The organism is Sapientia aquatica, assembly GCF_004358105.1.
GTDB classification, from domain to species: domain Bacteria; phylum Pseudomonadota; class Gammaproteobacteria; order Burkholderiales; family Burkholderiaceae_D; genus Solimicrobium; species Solimicrobium aquaticum.
Genome location: NZ_SMYL01000002.1, coordinates 475,669 through 493,239, shown reverse-complemented (window position 1 = coordinate 493,239; position 17,571 = coordinate 475,669). Strand labels below are relative to the sequence as shown.

The window sequence follows — 17,571 nt, the reverse complement described above, 5'->3', positions numbered from 1 at the left end:
TTGTTGTTAGTGTTAATAAGCGAAACAGCAGTTTTATTTAAAAGCCCAGACTATCTAGTAAATCATCCACCTGTTCTTGTCCTGCGACCACATCAATTTTGTTGTGCGGATTAATTTGCGGGCCGTTCATCAATCCATCACCAGTGCTGCGTTTGACTTCATTGGGCGAGTAATCGATCAAAATCTGAATCAATTGCTGCTCAATGTTTTGCGCTAATTCGGTGATTTTTTTAATCACTTGACCAGTCAAATCTTGAAAATCCTGCGCCATCATGATGTCCATCAAATGGCTTTTGGTACTCGACGTATCTTGTCCGGTGGCCGCTAGGTAAGCCAAGGTTTGCTGCGCCAAACTGCGATAAGCCGCTTCATCAAATTGACCTTGCAACGTGGCCGTCCATTGAATGCCTAACCCCTTTGCGCCCTCGTCGATCTTTTCTTGCAAAGGAATGGCTGCGTCGGTTGCGTTTAATACTTTTTGCGCTGCTTCTTCCGATTTCTTCGCCACATAATCCAGACGATCCCGCGCATTAGGAATGTCTTCAGCAGCTGTCATTAGTAACTTATCTAATCCCAATCCGCGTAAGCTGTCATGCAGCGTGCGCGTCATCTGCCCGATACGATTTAATACCTCGTCATGGACTAAAGCAGGCTCACCTTTTTTAGCTCCCCCGGTTTGATCAGATAAGCTGCTCATTTAATACTCCTATTTACCTAACTTCTCAAAGATTTTCCCTAGCTTTTCGTCCAGAGTTGCGGCGGTAAATGGTTTAACCACATAGCCGTTCGCACCAGCTTGGGCGGCGGCGATGATGTTTTCTTTCTTCGCTTCGGCGGTCACCATTAATACTGGCAATTTAGCCAATGCTGGATCAGCACGAATTTGCTGCAACATGGTCAAGCCATCCATGTTGGGCATATTCCAGTCAGAAATCACAAAATCAAATTGCGCGCTACGCAACTTAGATAAACCCATTGCGCCATCCTCAGCTTCATCCACATTGGTGTAACCCAATTCTTTTAATAAATTCCTAACGATACGACGCATAGTGGAAAAATCGTCCACTACCAGAAACTTCATATTTGGATCAGCCATGATTACTCCGTGTTGTCTTAACTGCTGTAAAAAAATGTGGTTGGAACACTGCTTGAATTTAATTTAGTTCTTAATTGCACTATTTGCTAACTTTTTCTCATGTTTTTTTCATTTTTTTTGTAATTGGCTGTTAAACGCGTAACGCACGACCACCTTGTGTTGCCAAATAATTCAGAACCAATTCAGATAAATCATTGATCGACGCCACTTCATTGGTTGCGCCTATCGCGATGGCTTCACGCGGCATACCAAAGACCACACAGCTCGCCTCATCTTGGGCAAAGTTGTACGAACCGGCGTCGCGCATGGCTAGCATCCCCGCTGCACCATCCTTGCCCATGCCGGTCAAAATTACGCCCACCGCATTCTTACCGGCATATTGCGCCGCCGAACGAAACAGCACATCCACCGATGGGCGATGACGATTTACCGGTTCGGCTTTGCTCAATTCAGTGACGTAGTTGGCACCGCTGCGGGTTAATAGCAAATGCGAATGCCCTGGCGCGATATAGGCGTGGCCGGGCAAAATGCGCTCACCACCTTCGGCTTCACTCACCGAAATCTGGCACAAACTATCCAAGCGTTTAGCAAACGATTTGGTGAACCCTTCAGGCATATGCTGAGTAATCAAGATGCCCGGACAATCGGCTGGCATTTTCATCAAAAAGGTTTTAATCGCTTCTGTTCCACCCGTCGACGCGCCGACAATAATTAATTTTTCACTACTAATTAACGGACTACGCATTGACGGCAATGGCCCGCCTTTTTTGCTAGCGTCAGCCAGCACCTGCGCCCTAGTCCGCACCCGCGCCCGCGCTACGATGCGCAGCTTGTCGGTAATGAGTTCTTCGTATTCCATCATCCCGCTTTGAATCGAGATTTTTGGTTTAGTCACAAAATCGACCGCGCCCAATTCCAAAGCGCGCATGGTGATCTCAGAACCGCGCTCCGTTAAGGAAGAAATCATCAACACCGGCATCGGACGCAAGCGCATGAGTTTTTCTAAAAACTCCAGCCCGTCCATTTTGGGCATCTCAACGTCAAGCGTTAAGACGTCGGGATTGGTTTTTTTAATCAGTTCGCGCGCCACCAGCGGATCGGGCGCAACGCCGACGACTTCCATATCGGGTTGGCTAGAAATGATCTCAGTCAAGATGCTACGAATTAACGCAGAATCATCCACAATAAAGACTTTGATTTTCACGACCAATCCCCCAATCCTAAGTAGCTCGTCTCATTATTTTTATCAACCAACACATCAAAACAAATCAATTTCACCACCACCGCCAGCGCTTTCGCTTTTGAGTTTGTTGGCGTAATCAATTTCGCGTTGCGTTAAGGTCTCGTTGTGAACTACTTTTAATTTTTTAACTAATACTTTTCCGGTACGCGGGAAAAAATATACCTTGCGCGGATGAATATCGATCAAGTCTTCCGCCGTGATCCGAATATGTTCTGTCTTCAAATAATCTTTGACAAATTTGGCGTTACGCTCGCCGACATTAATCGCGGTAAAACCGCGCAGCACGTTACCGCCGCCGAACACTTTAGCTTCAAAGTTTTCGCGCTTTGCACCAGCTTTCAGTAATTCATTAATCAAAATTTCCATCGCATACGTGCCGTAGCGCATGGAGGCAGAAACCGGACTATCCGCGTCGCCACCGTCGGGCAACATAAAATGATTCATTCCACCCACGCCAGAGACGCGATCTCGAATACAGGCTGAAACGCACGATCCCAGCACCGTGACAATCACCATATCTTTATTGGAATAATAATATTCGCCCGGCAAAATCTTGGCCGCTTCGCAATCAAAGGTGCGGTCAAAATACAGGTTGCTGGCTAAATGCTCTACGCTCATTTGACTCATGGCTTACCCTTTTGCGTCAGCGCAGCAAACGTGCCCACAACTAGCGACATCATCGCCAAAAAATTAACGGGATAACTCATACACCGTTTTCCCTTTTAAATGAAATAACTCGGTTAGATACGAAAAATTCTCTGAGTGACCTACAAATAACAAACCATGCGGTTTCAACATGGGAGCGAAGCGATGTAGGATTTTTTTCTGAGTTGGCTTATCAAAATAAATCATCACATTGCGGCAAAAAATCACATCAAACGTCCCGCTAATCGGCCAGCTATCGGCCAACAAATTAAGCTGTTTAAATTCGATTAAATTACGCAATTCATTACGCACCCGCACTTGGCCATCGTTTTGGCCTTTACCGCGTAAGAAGAATTTTTTGGCCCGTTCGGTCGATAATTTTTCAATTCGATCTAAGCTATATACACCGCGCTCAGCGGTATTCAACACATTGGTATCAATATCGGTGGCGATGATTTTGACTGGCGGCGTCAATGTTCCATAGGCTTCGCACAAGGTCATCGCAATCGAATACGGTTCTTCGCCGGTGGAGCTAGCCGAGCACCACACGGTGATCGGATCTCTTAGGTGCTGGGCAAATTCGGCTAAGACTGGGAAGTGATGTTCTTCTCTAAAAAACGACGTCAAATTGGTGGTCAGCGCATTGGTGAATGCTTCCCACTCTTCTGGGTCTTGATTGCGCTCCAACTCATCTAAATATTGTTGAAAACTGGTGATCTGCGTGGCGCGTAACCGACGCGCCAAACGGCTGTACACCATTTCTTGTTTGCTAGCGGTGAGCGAAATACCGGCGCGCTGATAAATCAATCCACGCACACGTTCAAAATCTTTGGGCGTGAAATCAAATTCTTTTGAAGACTCTGATTTCACAAATTCCGCTCCGTTAGCCATAGTCAGCGTTCTTCCTAATTGACTTGATGATCAACCAAACCCATGTCGGGGCTGGACATCAATTTATCGATATCGACCAAAATTAACATGCGCTCATCGATTGTTCCCAAACCAATTAGATAGTCCGAATTGAACGTAGTATCCATTTCCGGCGGCGGTTTAATTTGGTCTGGAATCAGCGTCGTCACATCCGAGACGCTATCGACCACCATGCCGACGATGCGCGAATTGATATTGAGAATAATGACCACCGTAAATTGATCGTAAGTGGGCGTTCCGAGATTAAACTTAATCCGCATATCAACCACCGGCACAATAATGCCGCGCAGATTAATCACGCCTTTAACGAACACGGGTGCATTGGCAATCCGAGTGACAGCTTCGTAACCACGGATTTCTTGCACTTTTAAAATATCGATGCCGTATTCTTCTTTACCCAAGGTAAAGGCTAAAAATTCACTACCAGCGATTTCACTACCTGGTTTGGTGTGAGTGCCGGTGTATTCACTCTGAGTACTTTGCAACATGGTTCGTGCTCCTAAAACAAAAAAATTACCGAGTCGTCCGCAACAACGCGGCAACATCCAAAATCAATGCGACACAACCATCGCCAAGAATTGTTGCGCCTGACACGCCAGGCACTTTTTTATAATTCGATTCAATATTTTTTACGACAACTTGTTGCTGACCGACTAGTTCATCGATAAACAAGGCAGCGCGTTTGCCTTCCACTTCCAAGATCACCAAGATGCCTTCACACGGATTACTAAAGCGCGGCGTAATTCCAAAAACGTTGTGCAACGCAATCAACGGCAGATATTCTTCGCGCACTTTGACGACCGTGCCTTTGCCGCTAATGTCTTTAATGTCTTCTGGTTCTGGTTGCAGCGATTCGACCACGCAACTGAGCGGCAAGATATACACTTCTTCGCCTACCCGAATCGACATACCGTCCAAAATGGCCAAGGTCAACGGCAAGGAAATCACAATCGTGGTGCCAAATCCACGCGCAGAGCGAATATCAACCACGCCGCCCATGTTAGTGATATTCCGTTTCACCACATCCATCCCGACACCGCGACCACTGACGTCGGTGACGATTTCTGCCGTCGAAAAACCGGGCGCGAAAATCAGTTGCCAAACATCGGCATCGGACATATTGTCGGCCACGGCCAAACCGTTTTCTTTGGCTTTAGCGAGGATTTTTTCACGATTTAAACCACCGCCATCGTCACTGACTTCAATGACGATATTGCCGCCTTGGTGCGCCGCGGATAAGGACAAACGGCCAGCTTCGTATTTGCCTTCATCCTTACGCACTTGTGGCATTTCGATACCGTGATCGATACTGTTACGCACCAAGTGGGTCAGCGGATCGACGATACGTTCGATCAAACCTTTATCCAATTCGGTAGACGCGCCATAAGTGACGAATTCCACCTTTTTACCCAGCTTGGACGCCAAGTCGCGCACCATACGCGGGAAGCGCGAGAACACATAATCCATCGGCATCATACGAATCGACATCACCGCTTCTTGCAGATCGCGGGTATTGCGCGTTAATTGGCCAACGCTGCTCAACAGACGTTCGTGTTCGAGCGGGTCAAGATCATTGGTGCGTTGCTCCAACATCGCTTGGGTAATGACTAATTCGCCGATCAAATTAATGAGTTGATCGACCTTTTCAATACCGACGCGTATCGTGGTGGATTCTTGATTGGCGTGTGTTTTGTCTGGATCTTTTTTAGCAGCCGCTTTCACTTCGGCCTGAACAGCCTGCGCTGCGGCAGCCTTATCCGATTTGGCGGGAACGCCTTTCATTAATTCTTCTGGCGTGCGATCTAGCGCATGCGCTGCATTGAGTGGCTCAAAAAACCCATAGCCGAGCTTGGCTTCATCGGGTTTATCGATCGGGTCAAAGAATCCGTAGCCTAATTCGTCTTCGTTATTTTCACGCTCTGGAATGGCATGAATCGGGATTTCGGTGATAAATAAATCTTCTGGATTCAGAATAAAGGAGCAAATCGCGATGATGTCGTCGGGCGTAGCATTGGTGTTGAGGACAAAGGCAAAACGGTTGTCGTCTAATTTTTCTTTTTGGTTATCGCCCAGCAAACCCAGCTCTTCGCCAATTGCTTCTAAATCGATATCGGATACTTTAGGAAATTCAACCCGGAAGCAGCGTTTGTATTGTTCGGTATTTTCCTTTTGTGCGTAACTCTCAACCTTGGGTGGAGGGGCAATTTGGGTAGTGGAATGTTGCGCCAACGATTGCAACATCATACGCACATCAGCAACCGCTTCTTGATCGACTTCTGCTCCGGTACGATGTCCGTTCAACTGCATTTTTAAAATGTCTTTAGCGACCAAAAATGCATCGACGTGCTCTGCGGTGAGCGCCATTTCCCCTTTACGAATATTGTCGAGTAACGATTCTAAGAAATGGGTCACGTCGGCCATATCGGAAATGCCAAACGTCGACGCACCGCCCTTAATTGAATGAGCAGTTCTAAAAATCGCGTTTAAGTCTTCACTGTCTGGATCGGAGATATTGACCGCTAAAAGCAGTTTCTCCATTTCAGCTAACAGTTCTTCAGCCTCATCAAAAAATACTTGATAGAACTGACTCATATCAATCGTCATTACCCGGCTCCCTGATTGGATTAATCCTTAGAATGTCTATGCATTCGTGTTACGTTGCGCTGCGCACAACTTGATTGATTAACCAATCACTTTTTTTACTACTTCAGTCAGTTTTTGTGGATCAAAAGGTTTTACCAGCCAGCCGTTAGCGCCAGCGGCTCTGCCTTTGGATTTCATTTCGTCGCCCGATTCGGTGGTCAGCATCAAGATCGGAATCTTTTGATAACTCGGTAAATCGCGCAACGCTTTGATCAACGTTAAGCCATCCATGCGCGGCATGTTTTGATCCGTCAATACCAAATCGACTACCTGCGCTTTAGCTTTATCCAAGCCGTCTTGTCCATCCACGGCTTCAATAACCTGATATCCAGCTGCCTTCAAACTAAATGCCAACATTTGTCGTAAGGAACCTGAATCATCAACTGCTAGTATCGTCTTTGCCATCATTACTCCAACATTCATATTTATGGGTTTTACCCAGTTAACCGACAACGCTTTTAAACCGTTAAAACACTTCGATGTCGCCGCTATCCATGTCTTTTTGATGCACGGCTTTACGCAACAAATCTTTTAATTCACTACTTTGTGCTTCAAGATGTTTATTGATCGAATTCAACTTCAACACAATTTCGTCTTCTTCACCGTCGTTAGGCAAATCCACTCCATCAGCGGCCAGCGAGCTCAATACGTTACGCAGGCCAATAATGCGTTGTACCGTTCTGGCCAACAACTGGCTGGTTAAATCCTGAAATTGCAAACCGGTCACTGCGCTGTTCGTGTGTTGCACGATTTCTTCTTGAATCATGCGCAGGCGCTGCATTTTTGGATCGTCGCCATCCAAATCGGTCAACAATAAATCGACCTCATTTTGTTGTGCGATGACCGCGCCATGTAATGCAAAAAAACTGGCGCCTAATTTTTCAATCGCTTCGCCCAGCAAAAATGCGGTTTGCACCAGATCAGTTTCAACTTCGATTAAATGTTGTTTGCCATGATCTGACACACCCGACAGCAGGCGCTTAACTTGAGACCCTAACTCTTGTTTACTAGTCATGATTACCCTGTCTTAGTCTCTTTAATGTTTCATCTACTAAGCTGATTATTGCCAATGTTTATTTACTCGCAGGTTCTTCTGCTTGTACATTCGATTCGCCCACATCTATCGATCCGCCGTCTTGCGAGGCTGATATTTCGGCCGCCTTGTTCATCACGATAATGCTGATGCGTCGATTGATGGGGTCATACGGATCGTCTTTGTTAAACAACACCGCGGAAGACAAGCCAACCACACGTAACACTTTGCCTTCGTCCATACCACCAAGAATCAATTCGCGGCGCGACGCATTGGCGCGATCGGACGACAATTCCCAATTGCTGTAGCCGCGATCCCCGCTTGAGTAGGGCGCGGCATCGGTGTGACCCGACAGACTAATGTGGTTAGGGACCTCGTTTAAGGACAATCCAATTTCGTGCAAAATTTCTTTGGTATAGGGTTGCAAGTCGGCTTTGGCGGAAGCAAACATGGGACGATTTTGCTCATCCACAATTTGAATTCGCAAACCATCGGTGGTCATATCTAGTAATAGCTGTTTTTTGTATTGTTTCAATGTCGGATTGGAGTCGATCACCGCTTCGATCTTTTCTTTTAACGCTTTTAAGCGTGCAGAATCGGCTAACGCTAAGGCGGCTTCGGCGTCTTTTAAGCTGTAATTCTTTTTATTTTTTTCGGCGTCACTTTTTTTAACCTGCCCTTCGGACATAGTTAAATCTTTACCGCCGCCTTTGATGACCGACGAACTATCGCCTGAGCCTTCACCGCCAGCCAAAGCGACTTTTAACGGTGTCTGAAAATATTCGGCAATCCCTTGCAAGGTTCCTTTGGTGGTGGAGCCGAGCAACCACATCAACAAGAAAAACGCCATCATCGCTGTCACAAAGTCGGCGTACGCAATTTTCCACGCGCCGCCATGATGGCCACCGGCCACCTTTTTGATGCGCTTTACAATTATCGGTCTTACTTCTTCGTTAGCCATGATGTTCTAGTCAATATCGCTTGAGGTTAGGCAAACAGGTAGTTCGAAATTATTTTGATTTACTTTGCTTAATGTGGTCTTCCAACTCGCTAAAGGTCGGACGCTCGGTCGAGTACAGCACTTTGCGGCCAAATTCCACCGCCAAAGCTGGGGCGAAGCCGTTTAAGCTGGCGAGCAATGTGACTTTGACGCATTGGAACGTTTTAGACGATTCGTCCAACTGCTGTTCGAGCAAACTGGAAATTGGGCCGACGAAACCGTAAGCCAGCAAAATACCGAGGAAGGTTCCCACCAACGCGTGGGCGATCAATTCGCCTAATTCATTCGGTGGAATACCGACAGATTCCATGGTATGCACCACGCCCATCACCGCCGCCACAATCCCGAAAGCCGGCAAACCGTCACCGAGTTTGGCCACGAAATGCACCGGCGCGTGTGCTTCGACGTGATGAGTTTCAATCTCGTTGTCCATCAAATTTTCGATCTGCATCGCGTCCATATTGCCGGACACCATCAAGCGCAAATAATCGCAAATGAATTCCATCAGATGATGGTCGTGTACAACGAGGTCGTATTTGCTAAATAGCGGACTCTCGTCAGGCTTCTCAATGTCACCCTCAATCGACATCAAGCCTTCTTTACGTACTTTGGAGAGCACATCAAACAGCATGGTCATTAATTGCATGTACATGGCCTTGCTGTATTTGGAGCCTTTTAATGCGCCGGGCAAAGCCTTGATCGAGGCTTTTAACGTTTTTGCATTATTACCAACAAACGAAGCACCTAGCGCTGCGCCGCCGATCATCAATAACTCGAGTGGTTGGAAAAGTGCGGCCAAGTGGCCACCGGCCATGGCGAACCCGCCAAACACAGCACCCACTACAATGACGTAACCAACAATGACTAGCACAAGTGCGCTCCCTTAAACGTTATATATCACCAACTTTAAGTTAGTCTAAAAATCGCCGTGTTTCCATAAAAAAATTCTATTTAATTTAAATATTCCATTACAGAAAGACTTATTGCCTAAATTTTTGGCAAGTTCGTGAAATTATTGCGCGTTCAATTAGTGTTTTTGCACGTATCGTGCAAATTGTGATCGCACCGCAGAATCGGTTCGAATGAATAGTCGTAAACAATTAGCAATAGCTTTGTCACGATGAGCCGATTTCATGACGCTTGATGGTTCATCGCAAGTGGGTTGAACCGCGGCTTAGGATGCAAAGACCAACATTGGGAGTCAGACACCTTGTTGAAATCGCCATACGCCTTGCAACAATCCAAGCGCAGCGCTCAAGCGTCGCAGTTCATTTAATCAAGACGAAGGGAAAACATAGCGAGCGTTATTTCAGATACCAGAAATATAACTGGGGACCGTGGTTGGCTACATCGTCAGGACAGACGATTAGATCAGGCTCGCTACCGACAATCGGAAATTCATAGCTAATTAACATGGAGCCAGGTCGCATTTCGCGCGACGCTTTTTCCCATAAATCGGGCATCGCGGCGGGCGATAAGTACGCAAACACCACATCAAATTCAGCAAAATCTAAGCTGTGATAATTGCGTCGTAAAAAACGCACCTGGGTCGAAGTGAATACGGTGCGCAAGTGACTCAACACCCAAGGTAACGGGGCAATCTCGACGCCAATAAACTGACTCTCAGGACGGCGCTGGCCTAAGTAAAGCGACAATCCGCCCAATCCACTACCGATATCGATGAACGAGATCGAGCGCTCGGCGGGCAAATAACGCTCAACCGTTTTCCACACCTTTTTGGTGGAAGGAAAATAGGGAACTTGGGTCCGAAAAGTTGACCAGTAAAAGAAAAATAGGAAGGCAAAAATGCCGAAATAGGCTAGCGACGGAATCGGCAACATCAGTGTCGCCACAATCGCCAAAGGGAATACCGCTTGAATAAGCAACCACCACCATGCCAGATTGCACCAGCGCGTGAGCGCCAACACCAACGCCGCTTGCACGACCAATGTCGTCGGCAAACTCAAGCGTACATTGTGTGCACGCCACAAAATCGTGAGCGCCGTCGCAACCACCGCCACAGCAAGAAGTTGAATCAGCAAAGCAATCACTGCCGGTGGGGCATCGTTTAATTTACGCGACCAGTGATTTGGTGTGTCAGACAATAGGCACCTGAATTCAAGAATTTGCTCAAACTATCGTACAACACGGATTTACTTCTAACGTCGATCCAACTCGATCGGACTTTTAACCCCACTACAACTTACTCAATTAACTAGCTACTCAAGCGACTAATTCATAATCGGATTTATCCGATTCTTTGGCTTTCTTGAGCTTCCCAGCACGCGATGGCATGTGGCACAGACCGCAAGCATAGTTCTTATGCAGATCGTATTTGTACGACACAAAATGACCGCCACATTTGCTGCAACAGGCCAACGACAACATTTTGCTCTCAAAAAAACGCACCAAAGTCCACGCGCGGGTGAGCGACAACACGCTCTCTTGGTTCGGATTATTGGGCACCTGTTCCAAATACAATTTATAGGCTTTGACTGTGGCTTCGATGCCCTTAACACCTGCGTGATCGACGAGGTATTTATGGATGTTCATGAACAAAGAGGCATGGATATTGGGCTGCCAGGTTAAAAACCAGTCGGTTGAAAACGGCAACATGCCTTTTGGTGGGGATACCCCTTTTAACTCTTTGTAGAGTTTGAGCAAACGCTCCCTCGATAAGGAAGTTTCTGATTCTAATAATTGCAACCGCGCACCAAGGTTGACTAACTCAATTGCTAATTGGATTTCATGCGCTTCTGTAATAACACTCTTCTTACCCATGATTAGCTCCGTTATGCACCATTTTTATCACAATTAAAATCACGTATCTTTTACACAAATTGATTAATGAATTTCTTCAACCGCTTGGCCAGCCATCAAAATCGCTGCGTGCGATTGAGCTAAAGCGCGGTCTTTGTTGTAGTTAGTGAGCATGCAAAGGATGGAGCTGTCATCAAAACGGAAGCGCGCCAACATCATGTTGGAACCAGCCAGTTTTAAAATTTGAGCATTGTTTAAGCCTTCGATTAAGTCAGCAATTTCTTTTCCAATGCCGAGACGGAAAATTGCAGTAACTTTGTCGGAACGGATCATTTGTTGCGCCAACATCAAATAACTTAGATTGGAATCACGAATTTCCGCCATCATGTCGTTCGGTGTCATGTTAGTTCTCCCAGAAAGTTTGTCCTCGCCACAACGAATTTGTAGCCAGTGAGAAACATTGTGAGACTTTGTAAAAATACTGAGAATAGGCTCTAGGAGGTATTTGGCGTAGGAGACGACGCATAGCCGCACATAGGAGATTATCCTACATCCGGCAAACGGTTCCTGAAATGCATTAAGAAATTAACGCAAGGCAGCAATAAAAACAAAATTTTAACTATTTATTTGTCTGAGACTGACAAAATAAACCTACAAAAAATCGGTAAAAAGCCAAATAAATATGTGCTTTTTCCCCTGATCTCCTGTTGTTATCGGCATTCAAACCGCTGACTTTAGCGAAATTTAAAAATAATCCTAAATTTCTTTGTCCCTAGCCCGAAGTCCGCGCTAAGTTCAATTTCAGCAACTAATATCAGCGCTGATTTCCTGCCGATAGTTTATTAACGGCATCAAAATGCGCGACTTTAATTGTCACGCAAATGAAACATTTACTTACACATTACAATTACCGCAGAGAAATTTGAGCGAACCAAAAGGATGTGGGGCTAGCTGTTCCAGATGCAAGTGCCGCGAACAGCTTTATCCAACCCGGACAACAATTGCCCATGAGCATCAAGTTCTTGCTCTGTGGCGCTCAATACGATTACTGACGCAATCGGCTGGTCGATATTGGTGCTAGCTGCGGAGGAGTTTGAACTTTCTTCTTCCTCAATCAAAAAACTGTTCTGACCGCGCGACATGGCTAAATACACGTCAGCCAATAGTTCCGAATCGAGTAACGCGCCGTGCAAAACGCGGTGTGAATTGGAGATACCGTAGCGGTCACATAAGGCGTCGAGCGAATTACGTTTACCCGGATGAATTTCTTTGGCCGTCGCCAAGGTGTCAATCACATTGCTGACTTGGCTGGTTAAGGTCGGCAGATTTAATTTTTCGTATTCTGCATCCAAAAAACCCATATCAAATGAGGCGTTATGAATGATCAATTCTGCGCCTTGCAAATACTCACTCAAGCGCCCCGCCACCTCGGCAAACTTAGGTTTGTCGGACAAAAATTCCGTCGTTAATCCGTGAACTTCCAAGGCGCGCGGATCGGAATCACGCTCGGGATTAATGTATTCGTGAAAATTATTGCCGGTCAATTTGCGATCGATTAATTCCACGCAACCGATTTCAATTACCCGATCGCCATTGCGCGGATTCAGTCCTGTGGTTTCGGTATCTAAAACGATTTGTCGCATGATGTTAGTCTTTAATTGAGAGGTAATTAGGTCGAACCAAGTTAAATAATTTTATGTGCGCGCAACTCGGCGATCTGTTCTTCGGTGTAACCCAAACCGCGCAAAATCGCGTGATTATGTTGGCCTAACTCAGGGCCCAACCAATTTGTTTTGCCCGGCGTTACCGACATCTTGGGCGAGATCGCGGGAAGTTTCACCGGCGTGCCATCGTTAAAATGGTGCTGCTCAAACATACGACGCGCCAAGAAATGCGGATCGCTTAGCATGTCGGCCACCGAATAAATTTTGCCGACCGGCACATCGGCTTGATTGAGTATTGCTAATGCTTCGCTAATGTTTTTGGTCGAACACCAATCTTGGATCGCCGCGTCGATTTCAGCGGTGCGGGGCACACGCCCATCGTTCTTCGCCAGCGCTGGATCGTTAGCTAAATCGTCGCGTTCAATTGCCTGCATCAAGCGTTTAAAAATTGCGTCGCCATTCCCAGCAATCACAATGTTTTCATTGTCCGCGCAAGTGTAGGTGTTGGATGGCACGATGCCGGGTAAGGCGCCGCCTGTGCGTTCGCGCTTAACACCGGCATAGTCGTATTCTGGCACTAACGATTCCATCACATTAAAGACCGATTCGTACAACGCCACGTCCACCATTTGCCCAACGCCCGCAACACATTCAGCACCGGCCTTTCCGTTCCAACGACCACCGGTTACATCACGATGGCGCAGCGCCATCATCGCACCGATCACACCGTGCAAGGCCGCTAACGAATCACCGATAGAAATACCGACGCGCACTGGAGGTCGATCGGGATGACCAGACACATAACGCAATCCGCCCATGGATTCGCCTATCGCACCGAAACCGGGTAAGCCGCTTAGCGGGCCGGTTTGTCCGTAACCCGATAAACGCACCATAATCAAGGCTGGATTAATAGCCTGCAATTGCTCGAATCCGAGCTGCCATTTTTCTAAAACACCGGGGCGATAATTTTCAATAATAATGTCGGCATCGAGCGCCAACTGACGCGCAATTTCTTGCGCCTGCGGGTCTTTCATATTGAGCGTGAGGCTTTGCTTATTGCGCGCCTGCACGCTCCACCACAGCGATGTTCCGTCTTTTAATACCCGCCATTGACGCAGCGGATCGCCCTGCTCGGGCGCTTCGATTTTAATTACCGACGCACCAAATTCAGCCAACATGCGGGAACAAAAAGGACCGGCGATTAAGGTGCCTAATTCCAGCACTTTAATGCCATTGAGCGGACCGAATCCGGTGGTATTTTCCGAGGAACTCATAGCAACAAAATTAAGTTGAACGACGATCTAACATGGCGCGGGCAATCGTACCCGGATCAACATATTCCAATTCACCACCAAGCGGCACACCACGCGCTAAGCGTGTAACGGCGAGGCCTTGGGCTTTTAATGTCTCACCTAAATAATGCGCAGTCGCTTCGCCTTCGTTAGTGAAATTAGTGGCTAATATCACTTCGCGCACCACACCGTTAGTGGCACGTTGCACGAGTTTGCTTAAGTGAATATCTTGCGGGCCAACGCCATCGAGTGGCGAGAGTCGCCCCATCAAAACAAAGTACAAACCCTTAAACGTCATGGTTTGCTCGATCATCAACAAATCGGCGGGGGTTTCAACTATGCACAATAACTCGCCATCGCGGTCGCTGTTGACACAGGTTTCGCACACAGTCGATTCGGTGAAGTTATTGCACAGCTCGCAATGATGGATTTGTGCGTCAGCATTACTGCATGCGTGACCCAAGGCAGCTAAGCCATCGCGGTCATGCTGCAAAAGATGATAGGCCATGCGCTGCGCCGACTTAGGGCCTACTCCCGGCAAGCGGCGCAATGCTTCAACTAAGACTTCTAAACTGGCCTGTTTTTTCATTAAAACGGAAGTTTAAAACCAGGTGGCAATGGCATGCCGGCAGTCAAACCAGCCATTTTTTCTTGCGAGGTTGCTTCGGCTTTGCGTACCGCATCGTTGATTGCGGCGGCTACTAAATCTTCCAGCATATCTTTATCGTCACCGAATAAAGACGGATCGATCGTGACACGTTTTACGTCGTGTTTGCAGGTCATTACAACCTTGACCAAACCCGCGCCGGACTGGCCTTCTACTTCGATCAAGGCGAGTTGATCCTGCGCTTTTTTCATGTTGTCTTGCATGGCTTGCGCTTGCTTCATCAAACCTGCTAATTGACCCTTCATCATTTTATTTCTCCTGATTTCACACTGATGGATTAACTAAAACTGTACAAAATACGCTGCTCTTGGGTGCTTAGTTCACGCGAACTTAGTGCAGCGGTTTAATCGAACCGGGCACTATCGTTGCGCCAAATTGACGCATCAGACCTTGCACCAACAAATCATCTTTAATGGCAATTTCTGCGGCATCCAAGCGTGCGGCGCGCTCCACAATTGCGGCGGCATGCGCTGTGCGTTGAACGTTGCCGATGTCGGTGGTGACCTTAACAGGAACGCTAAATAAGTCTGTCAACGCAACGGCCAGTTTGTCGGCGCTTCCCGAAGCCAACAGCGTTTCCAGCGGAACGCGCATTCCCAGCGTAATAACGTTAGGCGTGACTTCGCACGATACTAATTCGCTTTGCTGCGCCAATTGTTGGGCGACGCCGCGCAATGGCAAACTGGCAGACAAAATAGGCCAATCGCCATCCCACTGCTGACCATTGCTAAGCAGCGCACCGGTGACGTCAGGCGGCGGGATTACAACGGGAGCTGGTTTGGCTGGCGCACTCGCCGCCGGACTTGTGGCTGCTTTATTTTCTTGCGTTGACTGGCTCGATGATGACTCAGTCGATGCGGGCGGAAAAGCATCTTCTGGCAGCGCTTGCGGAATTAATTCAGTTTTTTTTTCAGCCGAAAATTCTTGATCGGTCGCTAGATCTAATTCTTCCCAAGGCGGTGTCGATGCAGAACTTGGCGCAGGAGCGGAGCTTATTGGTGCTGCAACTGATGCCGTCGGCGCGGGAGTTGTTTCCGTATTACGCGGCATTCCCCGCTTACCATTTAAGGCTTGCAAAGCCGCCATCGCAGGGCTGAGCTTGGTTGGGCTAGCTGAGTTAGGAGCGGAGTTCGCGTTTGCGTTTGTGGTTCCATCCGCACTCCATTCCGCCGCGACATTGATCTGCACTGGCGGCACAGGCACAGCCGCGTTGACTGGAGGCGCCTCAGCAATCGCCGCTGGAGCGGAGCGCACCGGAGCGGTTGGCTTGGTTACCGCTGCCATTGCTGCAGCAGCCGAAGGCCTTGCCGCTGGCGTTGCAGATCGCGCGCTCGGCCCAGAATTGGTGGCCGGAGCATTGAGCAATCCAGTCGATTCGCCCGTTACTGGTCTAAACGCCAACATGCGCAACAATGTCATGCTAAAACCAGCGTATTCGTCCGGTGCTAAACCCAGCTCATTGCGACCGTGAACAGCAATTTGATAAAACAGTTGAATTTGTTCGGCATCAAACAAACCCGCCAAACGCAGAATTTCAGCGCGTTCTGGCAAATCATCGGCAATCGCTGCGGGGACTAATTGAGCAATCGTTAATTGATGCAACAAGGTCGCTAAATCTTGCAGCGCCGCTTTGTACGACAAACTGCGGGTCGCCATTTGATCAGCTACCGCCAATAAAGCAGCGCCATCTTGAGCAGCCAAGGCATCGCAAATTTGGATTAAATAGGTTTGATCCAAGGCACCCAACATGCCCTGCACGGCTTCTAAACTGACTGTGCCCGCGGCGTAGGCAATCGCTTGATCGGTCAACGACAACGCGTCGCGCATGGAGCCTTGCGCACCTTGCGCTAACAAACGCAGCGCGGGCAATTCAAAATTGATTTGTTCTTGGCCGAGGATGTTTTCGAGATGCCCGATGATGGAGGTCATTGGCATTTGCTTGAGATTAAACTGCAAGCAACGCGATAACACGGTGACGGGAATTTTTTGTGGATCGGTGGTCGCCAAAATAAATTTGACATGCGGTGGCGGCTCTTCCAGCGTTTTTAACATCGAATTAAACGCATGATTGGTGAGCATGTGCACCTCATCAATCATATAGACTTTAAAACGCGCATTACTCGGGGCATAAACCGCTTGCTCCAACAACTGCGCCATCTCATCCACACCGCGATTCGACGCCGCATCCATCTCGATGTAGTCAACAAAACGCCCTGCATCGATGGCCACGCAAGCTTCGCAGACACCGCATGGCGTTGCGGTAATTCCGGTCTCGCAATTGAGCGACTTCGCCAAGATACGCGATAAGGTGGTTTTACCGACACCGCGCGTTCCGGTAAATAAATAGGCGTGATGCAGCCGCTGCTGCTCAAGGGCATGCGTTAAGGCACGTACCACGTGTTCTTGGCCAACTAAAGTTTGGAAACTTTTGGGGCGGTATTTGCGGGCGAGGACTTGATATGACATGGCCGTGATTCTAACCTAAAAACCAGGTTTAACCGCGGCAAAACAGAGGGGTTAAAGTGAAATTAGTCTGCCGCTAGCGATTTTTTTAAATTCGACCATTTAAGTTGGCTAATTTAAAAAATTCACCAGCAC

At 47.7% G+C, this 17,571-nt stretch carries 19 protein-coding genes; all 19 read right to left on the bottom strand.

Going from position 1 to position 17,571, the window contains the following annotated elements:
* Window positions 1-37: 37 nt before the first annotated feature.
* Complete coding sequence (cheZ, locus tag E2I14_RS06265) at window positions 38-697, bottom strand: protein phosphatase CheZ (protein WP_133326544.1); 660 nt, start codon at window positions 695-697, stop codon at window positions 38-40.
* 9 nt (window positions 698-706) lie between these two features.
* Window positions 707-1,096, bottom strand: a complete 390-nt coding sequence (gene cheY, locus E2I14_RS06260; protein WP_133326542.1) for a chemotaxis response regulator CheY — start codon at window positions 1,094-1,096, stop codon at window positions 707-709.
* A gap of 130 nt (window positions 1,097-1,226) precedes the next feature.
* A complete protein-coding gene (locus E2I14_RS06255; protein ID WP_133326540.1) occupies window positions 1,227-2,300 on the bottom strand; it encodes a protein-glutamate methylesterase/protein-glutamine glutaminase in 1,074 nt (357 codons plus the stop codon).
* 54 nt (window positions 2,301-2,354) lie between these two features.
* Window positions 2,355-2,966 (bottom strand): chemoreceptor glutamine deamidase CheD, encoded by a 612-nt coding sequence (cheD, locus tag E2I14_RS06250; RefSeq protein WP_133326538.1) that lies wholly within the window; start codon window positions 2,964-2,966, stop codon window positions 2,355-2,357.
* 63 nt (window positions 2,967-3,029) lie between these two features.
* A complete protein-coding gene (locus E2I14_RS06245; protein WP_227544612.1) occupies window positions 3,030-3,854 on the bottom strand; it encodes a CheR family methyltransferase in 825 nt (274 codons plus the stop codon).
* Window positions 3,855-3,889: 35 nt separating this feature from the next.
* On the bottom strand, window positions 3,890-4,402 hold the full coding sequence (locus E2I14_RS06240; protein WP_133326534.1) for a chemotaxis protein CheW: 513 nt from the start codon (window positions 4,400-4,402) through the stop codon (window positions 3,890-3,892).
* Between the two features lie 25 nt (window positions 4,403-4,427).
* Window positions 4,428-6,518 (bottom strand): chemotaxis protein CheA, encoded by a 2,091-nt coding sequence (gene cheA, locus E2I14_RS06235; RefSeq protein WP_133326532.1) that lies wholly within the window; start codon window positions 6,516-6,518, stop codon window positions 4,428-4,430.
* A 78-nt stretch (window positions 6,519-6,596) separates the two neighbouring features.
* Entirely contained in the window at window positions 6,597-6,962 is a 366-nt protein-coding gene (locus tag E2I14_RS06230; RefSeq protein WP_133326530.1) for a response regulator, read from the bottom strand.
* Between the two features lie 61 nt (window positions 6,963-7,023).
* Complete coding sequence (locus tag E2I14_RS06225) at window positions 7,024-7,572, bottom strand: chemotaxis protein (RefSeq protein ID WP_133326528.1); 549 nt, start codon at window positions 7,570-7,572, stop codon at window positions 7,024-7,026.
* A 58-nt stretch (window positions 7,573-7,630) separates the two neighbouring features.
* Window positions 7,631-8,551 carry a flagellar motor protein MotB gene (motB, locus tag E2I14_RS06220; RefSeq protein WP_133326526.1) on the bottom strand — a complete coding sequence of 307 codons (921 nt, stop codon included), beginning with the start codon at window positions 8,549-8,551 and terminating at the stop codon, window positions 7,631-7,633.
* A 49-nt stretch (window positions 8,552-8,600) separates the two neighbouring features.
* Window positions 8,601-9,461: a flagellar motor stator protein MotA gene (gene motA, locus E2I14_RS06215; RefSeq protein WP_133326524.1), complete on the bottom strand. Its 861-nt coding sequence runs from the start codon at window positions 9,459-9,461 to the stop codon at window positions 8,601-8,603.
* Between the two features lie 433 nt (window positions 9,462-9,894).
* Window positions 9,895-10,695 (bottom strand): class I SAM-dependent methyltransferase, encoded by an 801-nt coding sequence (locus tag E2I14_RS06210; protein WP_206105589.1) that lies wholly within the window; start codon window positions 10,693-10,695, stop codon window positions 9,895-9,897.
* 118 nt (window positions 10,696-10,813) lie between these two features.
* Window positions 10,814-11,371: a flagellar transcriptional regulator FlhC gene (flhC, locus tag E2I14_RS06205; RefSeq protein WP_133326522.1), complete on the bottom strand. Its 558-nt coding sequence runs from the start codon at window positions 11,369-11,371 to the stop codon at window positions 10,814-10,816.
* A 63-nt stretch (window positions 11,372-11,434) separates the two neighbouring features.
* Window positions 11,435-11,752: a flagellar transcriptional regulator FlhD gene (gene flhD, locus E2I14_RS06200; protein WP_133326520.1), complete on the bottom strand. Its 318-nt coding sequence runs from the start codon at window positions 11,750-11,752 to the stop codon at window positions 11,435-11,437.
* A 545-nt stretch (window positions 11,753-12,297) separates the two neighbouring features.
* On the bottom strand, window positions 12,298-12,993 hold the full coding sequence (gene dnaQ / locus E2I14_RS06195) for a DNA polymerase III subunit epsilon (RefSeq protein WP_133326518.1): 696 nt from the start codon (window positions 12,991-12,993) through the stop codon (window positions 12,298-12,300).
* A gap of 41 nt (window positions 12,994-13,034) precedes the next feature.
* Entirely contained in the window at window positions 13,035-14,288 is a 1,254-nt protein-coding gene (locus E2I14_RS06190) for a CaiB/BaiF CoA transferase family protein (protein ID WP_133326516.1), read from the bottom strand.
* A gap of 10 nt (window positions 14,289-14,298) precedes the next feature.
* A complete protein-coding gene (recR, locus tag E2I14_RS06185; RefSeq protein WP_133326514.1) occupies window positions 14,299-14,895 on the bottom strand; it encodes a recombination mediator RecR in 597 nt (198 codons plus the stop codon).
* Window positions 14,895-15,221: a YbaB/EbfC family nucleoid-associated protein gene (locus tag E2I14_RS06180; protein WP_133326512.1), complete on the bottom strand. Its 327-nt coding sequence runs from the start codon at window positions 15,219-15,221 to the stop codon at window positions 14,895-14,897. Before E2I14_RS06180 ends, recR begins: the two co-directional genes overlap by 1 nt.
* A gap of 82 nt (window positions 15,222-15,303) precedes the next feature.
* Window positions 15,304-17,439: a DNA polymerase III subunit gamma/tau gene (locus E2I14_RS06175; RefSeq protein WP_133326510.1), complete on the bottom strand. Its 2,136-nt coding sequence runs from the start codon at window positions 17,437-17,439 to the stop codon at window positions 15,304-15,306.
* Window positions 17,440-17,571 lie beyond the last annotated feature (132 nt).

Excerpts from the sequence above, each read along its gene's own strand:
- cheY (WP_133326542.1), bottom strand. The coding sequence starts at position 1,096 with ATGGCTGATCCAAATATGAAGTTTCTGGTAGTGGACGATTTTTCCACT.
- flhD (WP_133326520.1), bottom strand. The coding sequence starts at position 11,752 with ATGACACCGAACGACATGATGGCGGAAATTCGTGATTCCAATCTAAGT.
- E2I14_RS06190 (WP_133326516.1), bottom strand. The coding sequence starts at position 14,288 with ATGAGTTCCTCGGAAAATACCACCGGATTCGGTCCGCTCAATGGCATT.
- E2I14_RS06175 (WP_133326510.1), bottom strand. The coding sequence starts at position 17,439 with ATGTCATATCAAGTCCTCGCCCGCAAATACCGCCCCAAAAGTTTCCAA.
- cheA (WP_133326532.1), bottom strand. The coding sequence starts at position 6,518 with ATGACGATTGATATGAGTCAGTTCTATCAAGTATTTTTTGATGAGGCT.
- E2I14_RS06225 (WP_133326528.1), bottom strand. The coding sequence starts at position 7,572 with ATGACTAGTAAACAAGAGTTAGGGTCTCAAGTTAAGCGCCTGCTGTCG.
- E2I14_RS06240 (WP_133326534.1), bottom strand. The coding sequence starts at position 4,402 with ATGTTGCAAAGTACTCAGAGTGAATACACCGGCACTCACACCAAACCA.
- cheD (WP_133326538.1), bottom strand. The coding sequence starts at position 2,966 with ATGAGTCAAATGAGCGTAGAGCATTTAGCCAGCAACCTGTATTTTGAC.
- recR (WP_133326514.1), bottom strand. The coding sequence starts at position 14,895 with ATGAAAAAACAGGCCAGTTTAGAAGTCTTAGTTGAAGCATTGCGCCGC.
- E2I14_RS06180 (WP_133326512.1), bottom strand. The coding sequence starts at position 15,221 with ATGATGAAGGGTCAATTAGCAGGTTTGATGAAGCAAGCGCAAGCCATG.
- flhC (WP_133326522.1), bottom strand. The coding sequence starts at position 11,371 with ATGGGTAAGAAGAGTGTTATTACAGAAGCGCATGAAATCCAATTAGCA.
- E2I14_RS06230 (WP_133326530.1), bottom strand. The coding sequence starts at position 6,962 with ATGGCAAAGACGATACTAGCAGTTGATGATTCAGGTTCCTTACGACAA.
- dnaQ (WP_133326518.1), bottom strand. The coding sequence starts at position 12,993 with ATGCGACAAATCGTTTTAGATACCGAAACCACAGGACTGAATCCGCGC.
- cheZ (WP_133326544.1), bottom strand. The coding sequence starts at position 697 with ATGAGCAGCTTATCTGATCAAACCGGGGGAGCTAAAAAAGGTGAGCCT.
- motB (WP_133326526.1), bottom strand. The coding sequence starts at position 8,551 with ATGGCTAACGAAGAAGTAAGACCGATAATTGTAAAGCGCATCAAAAAG.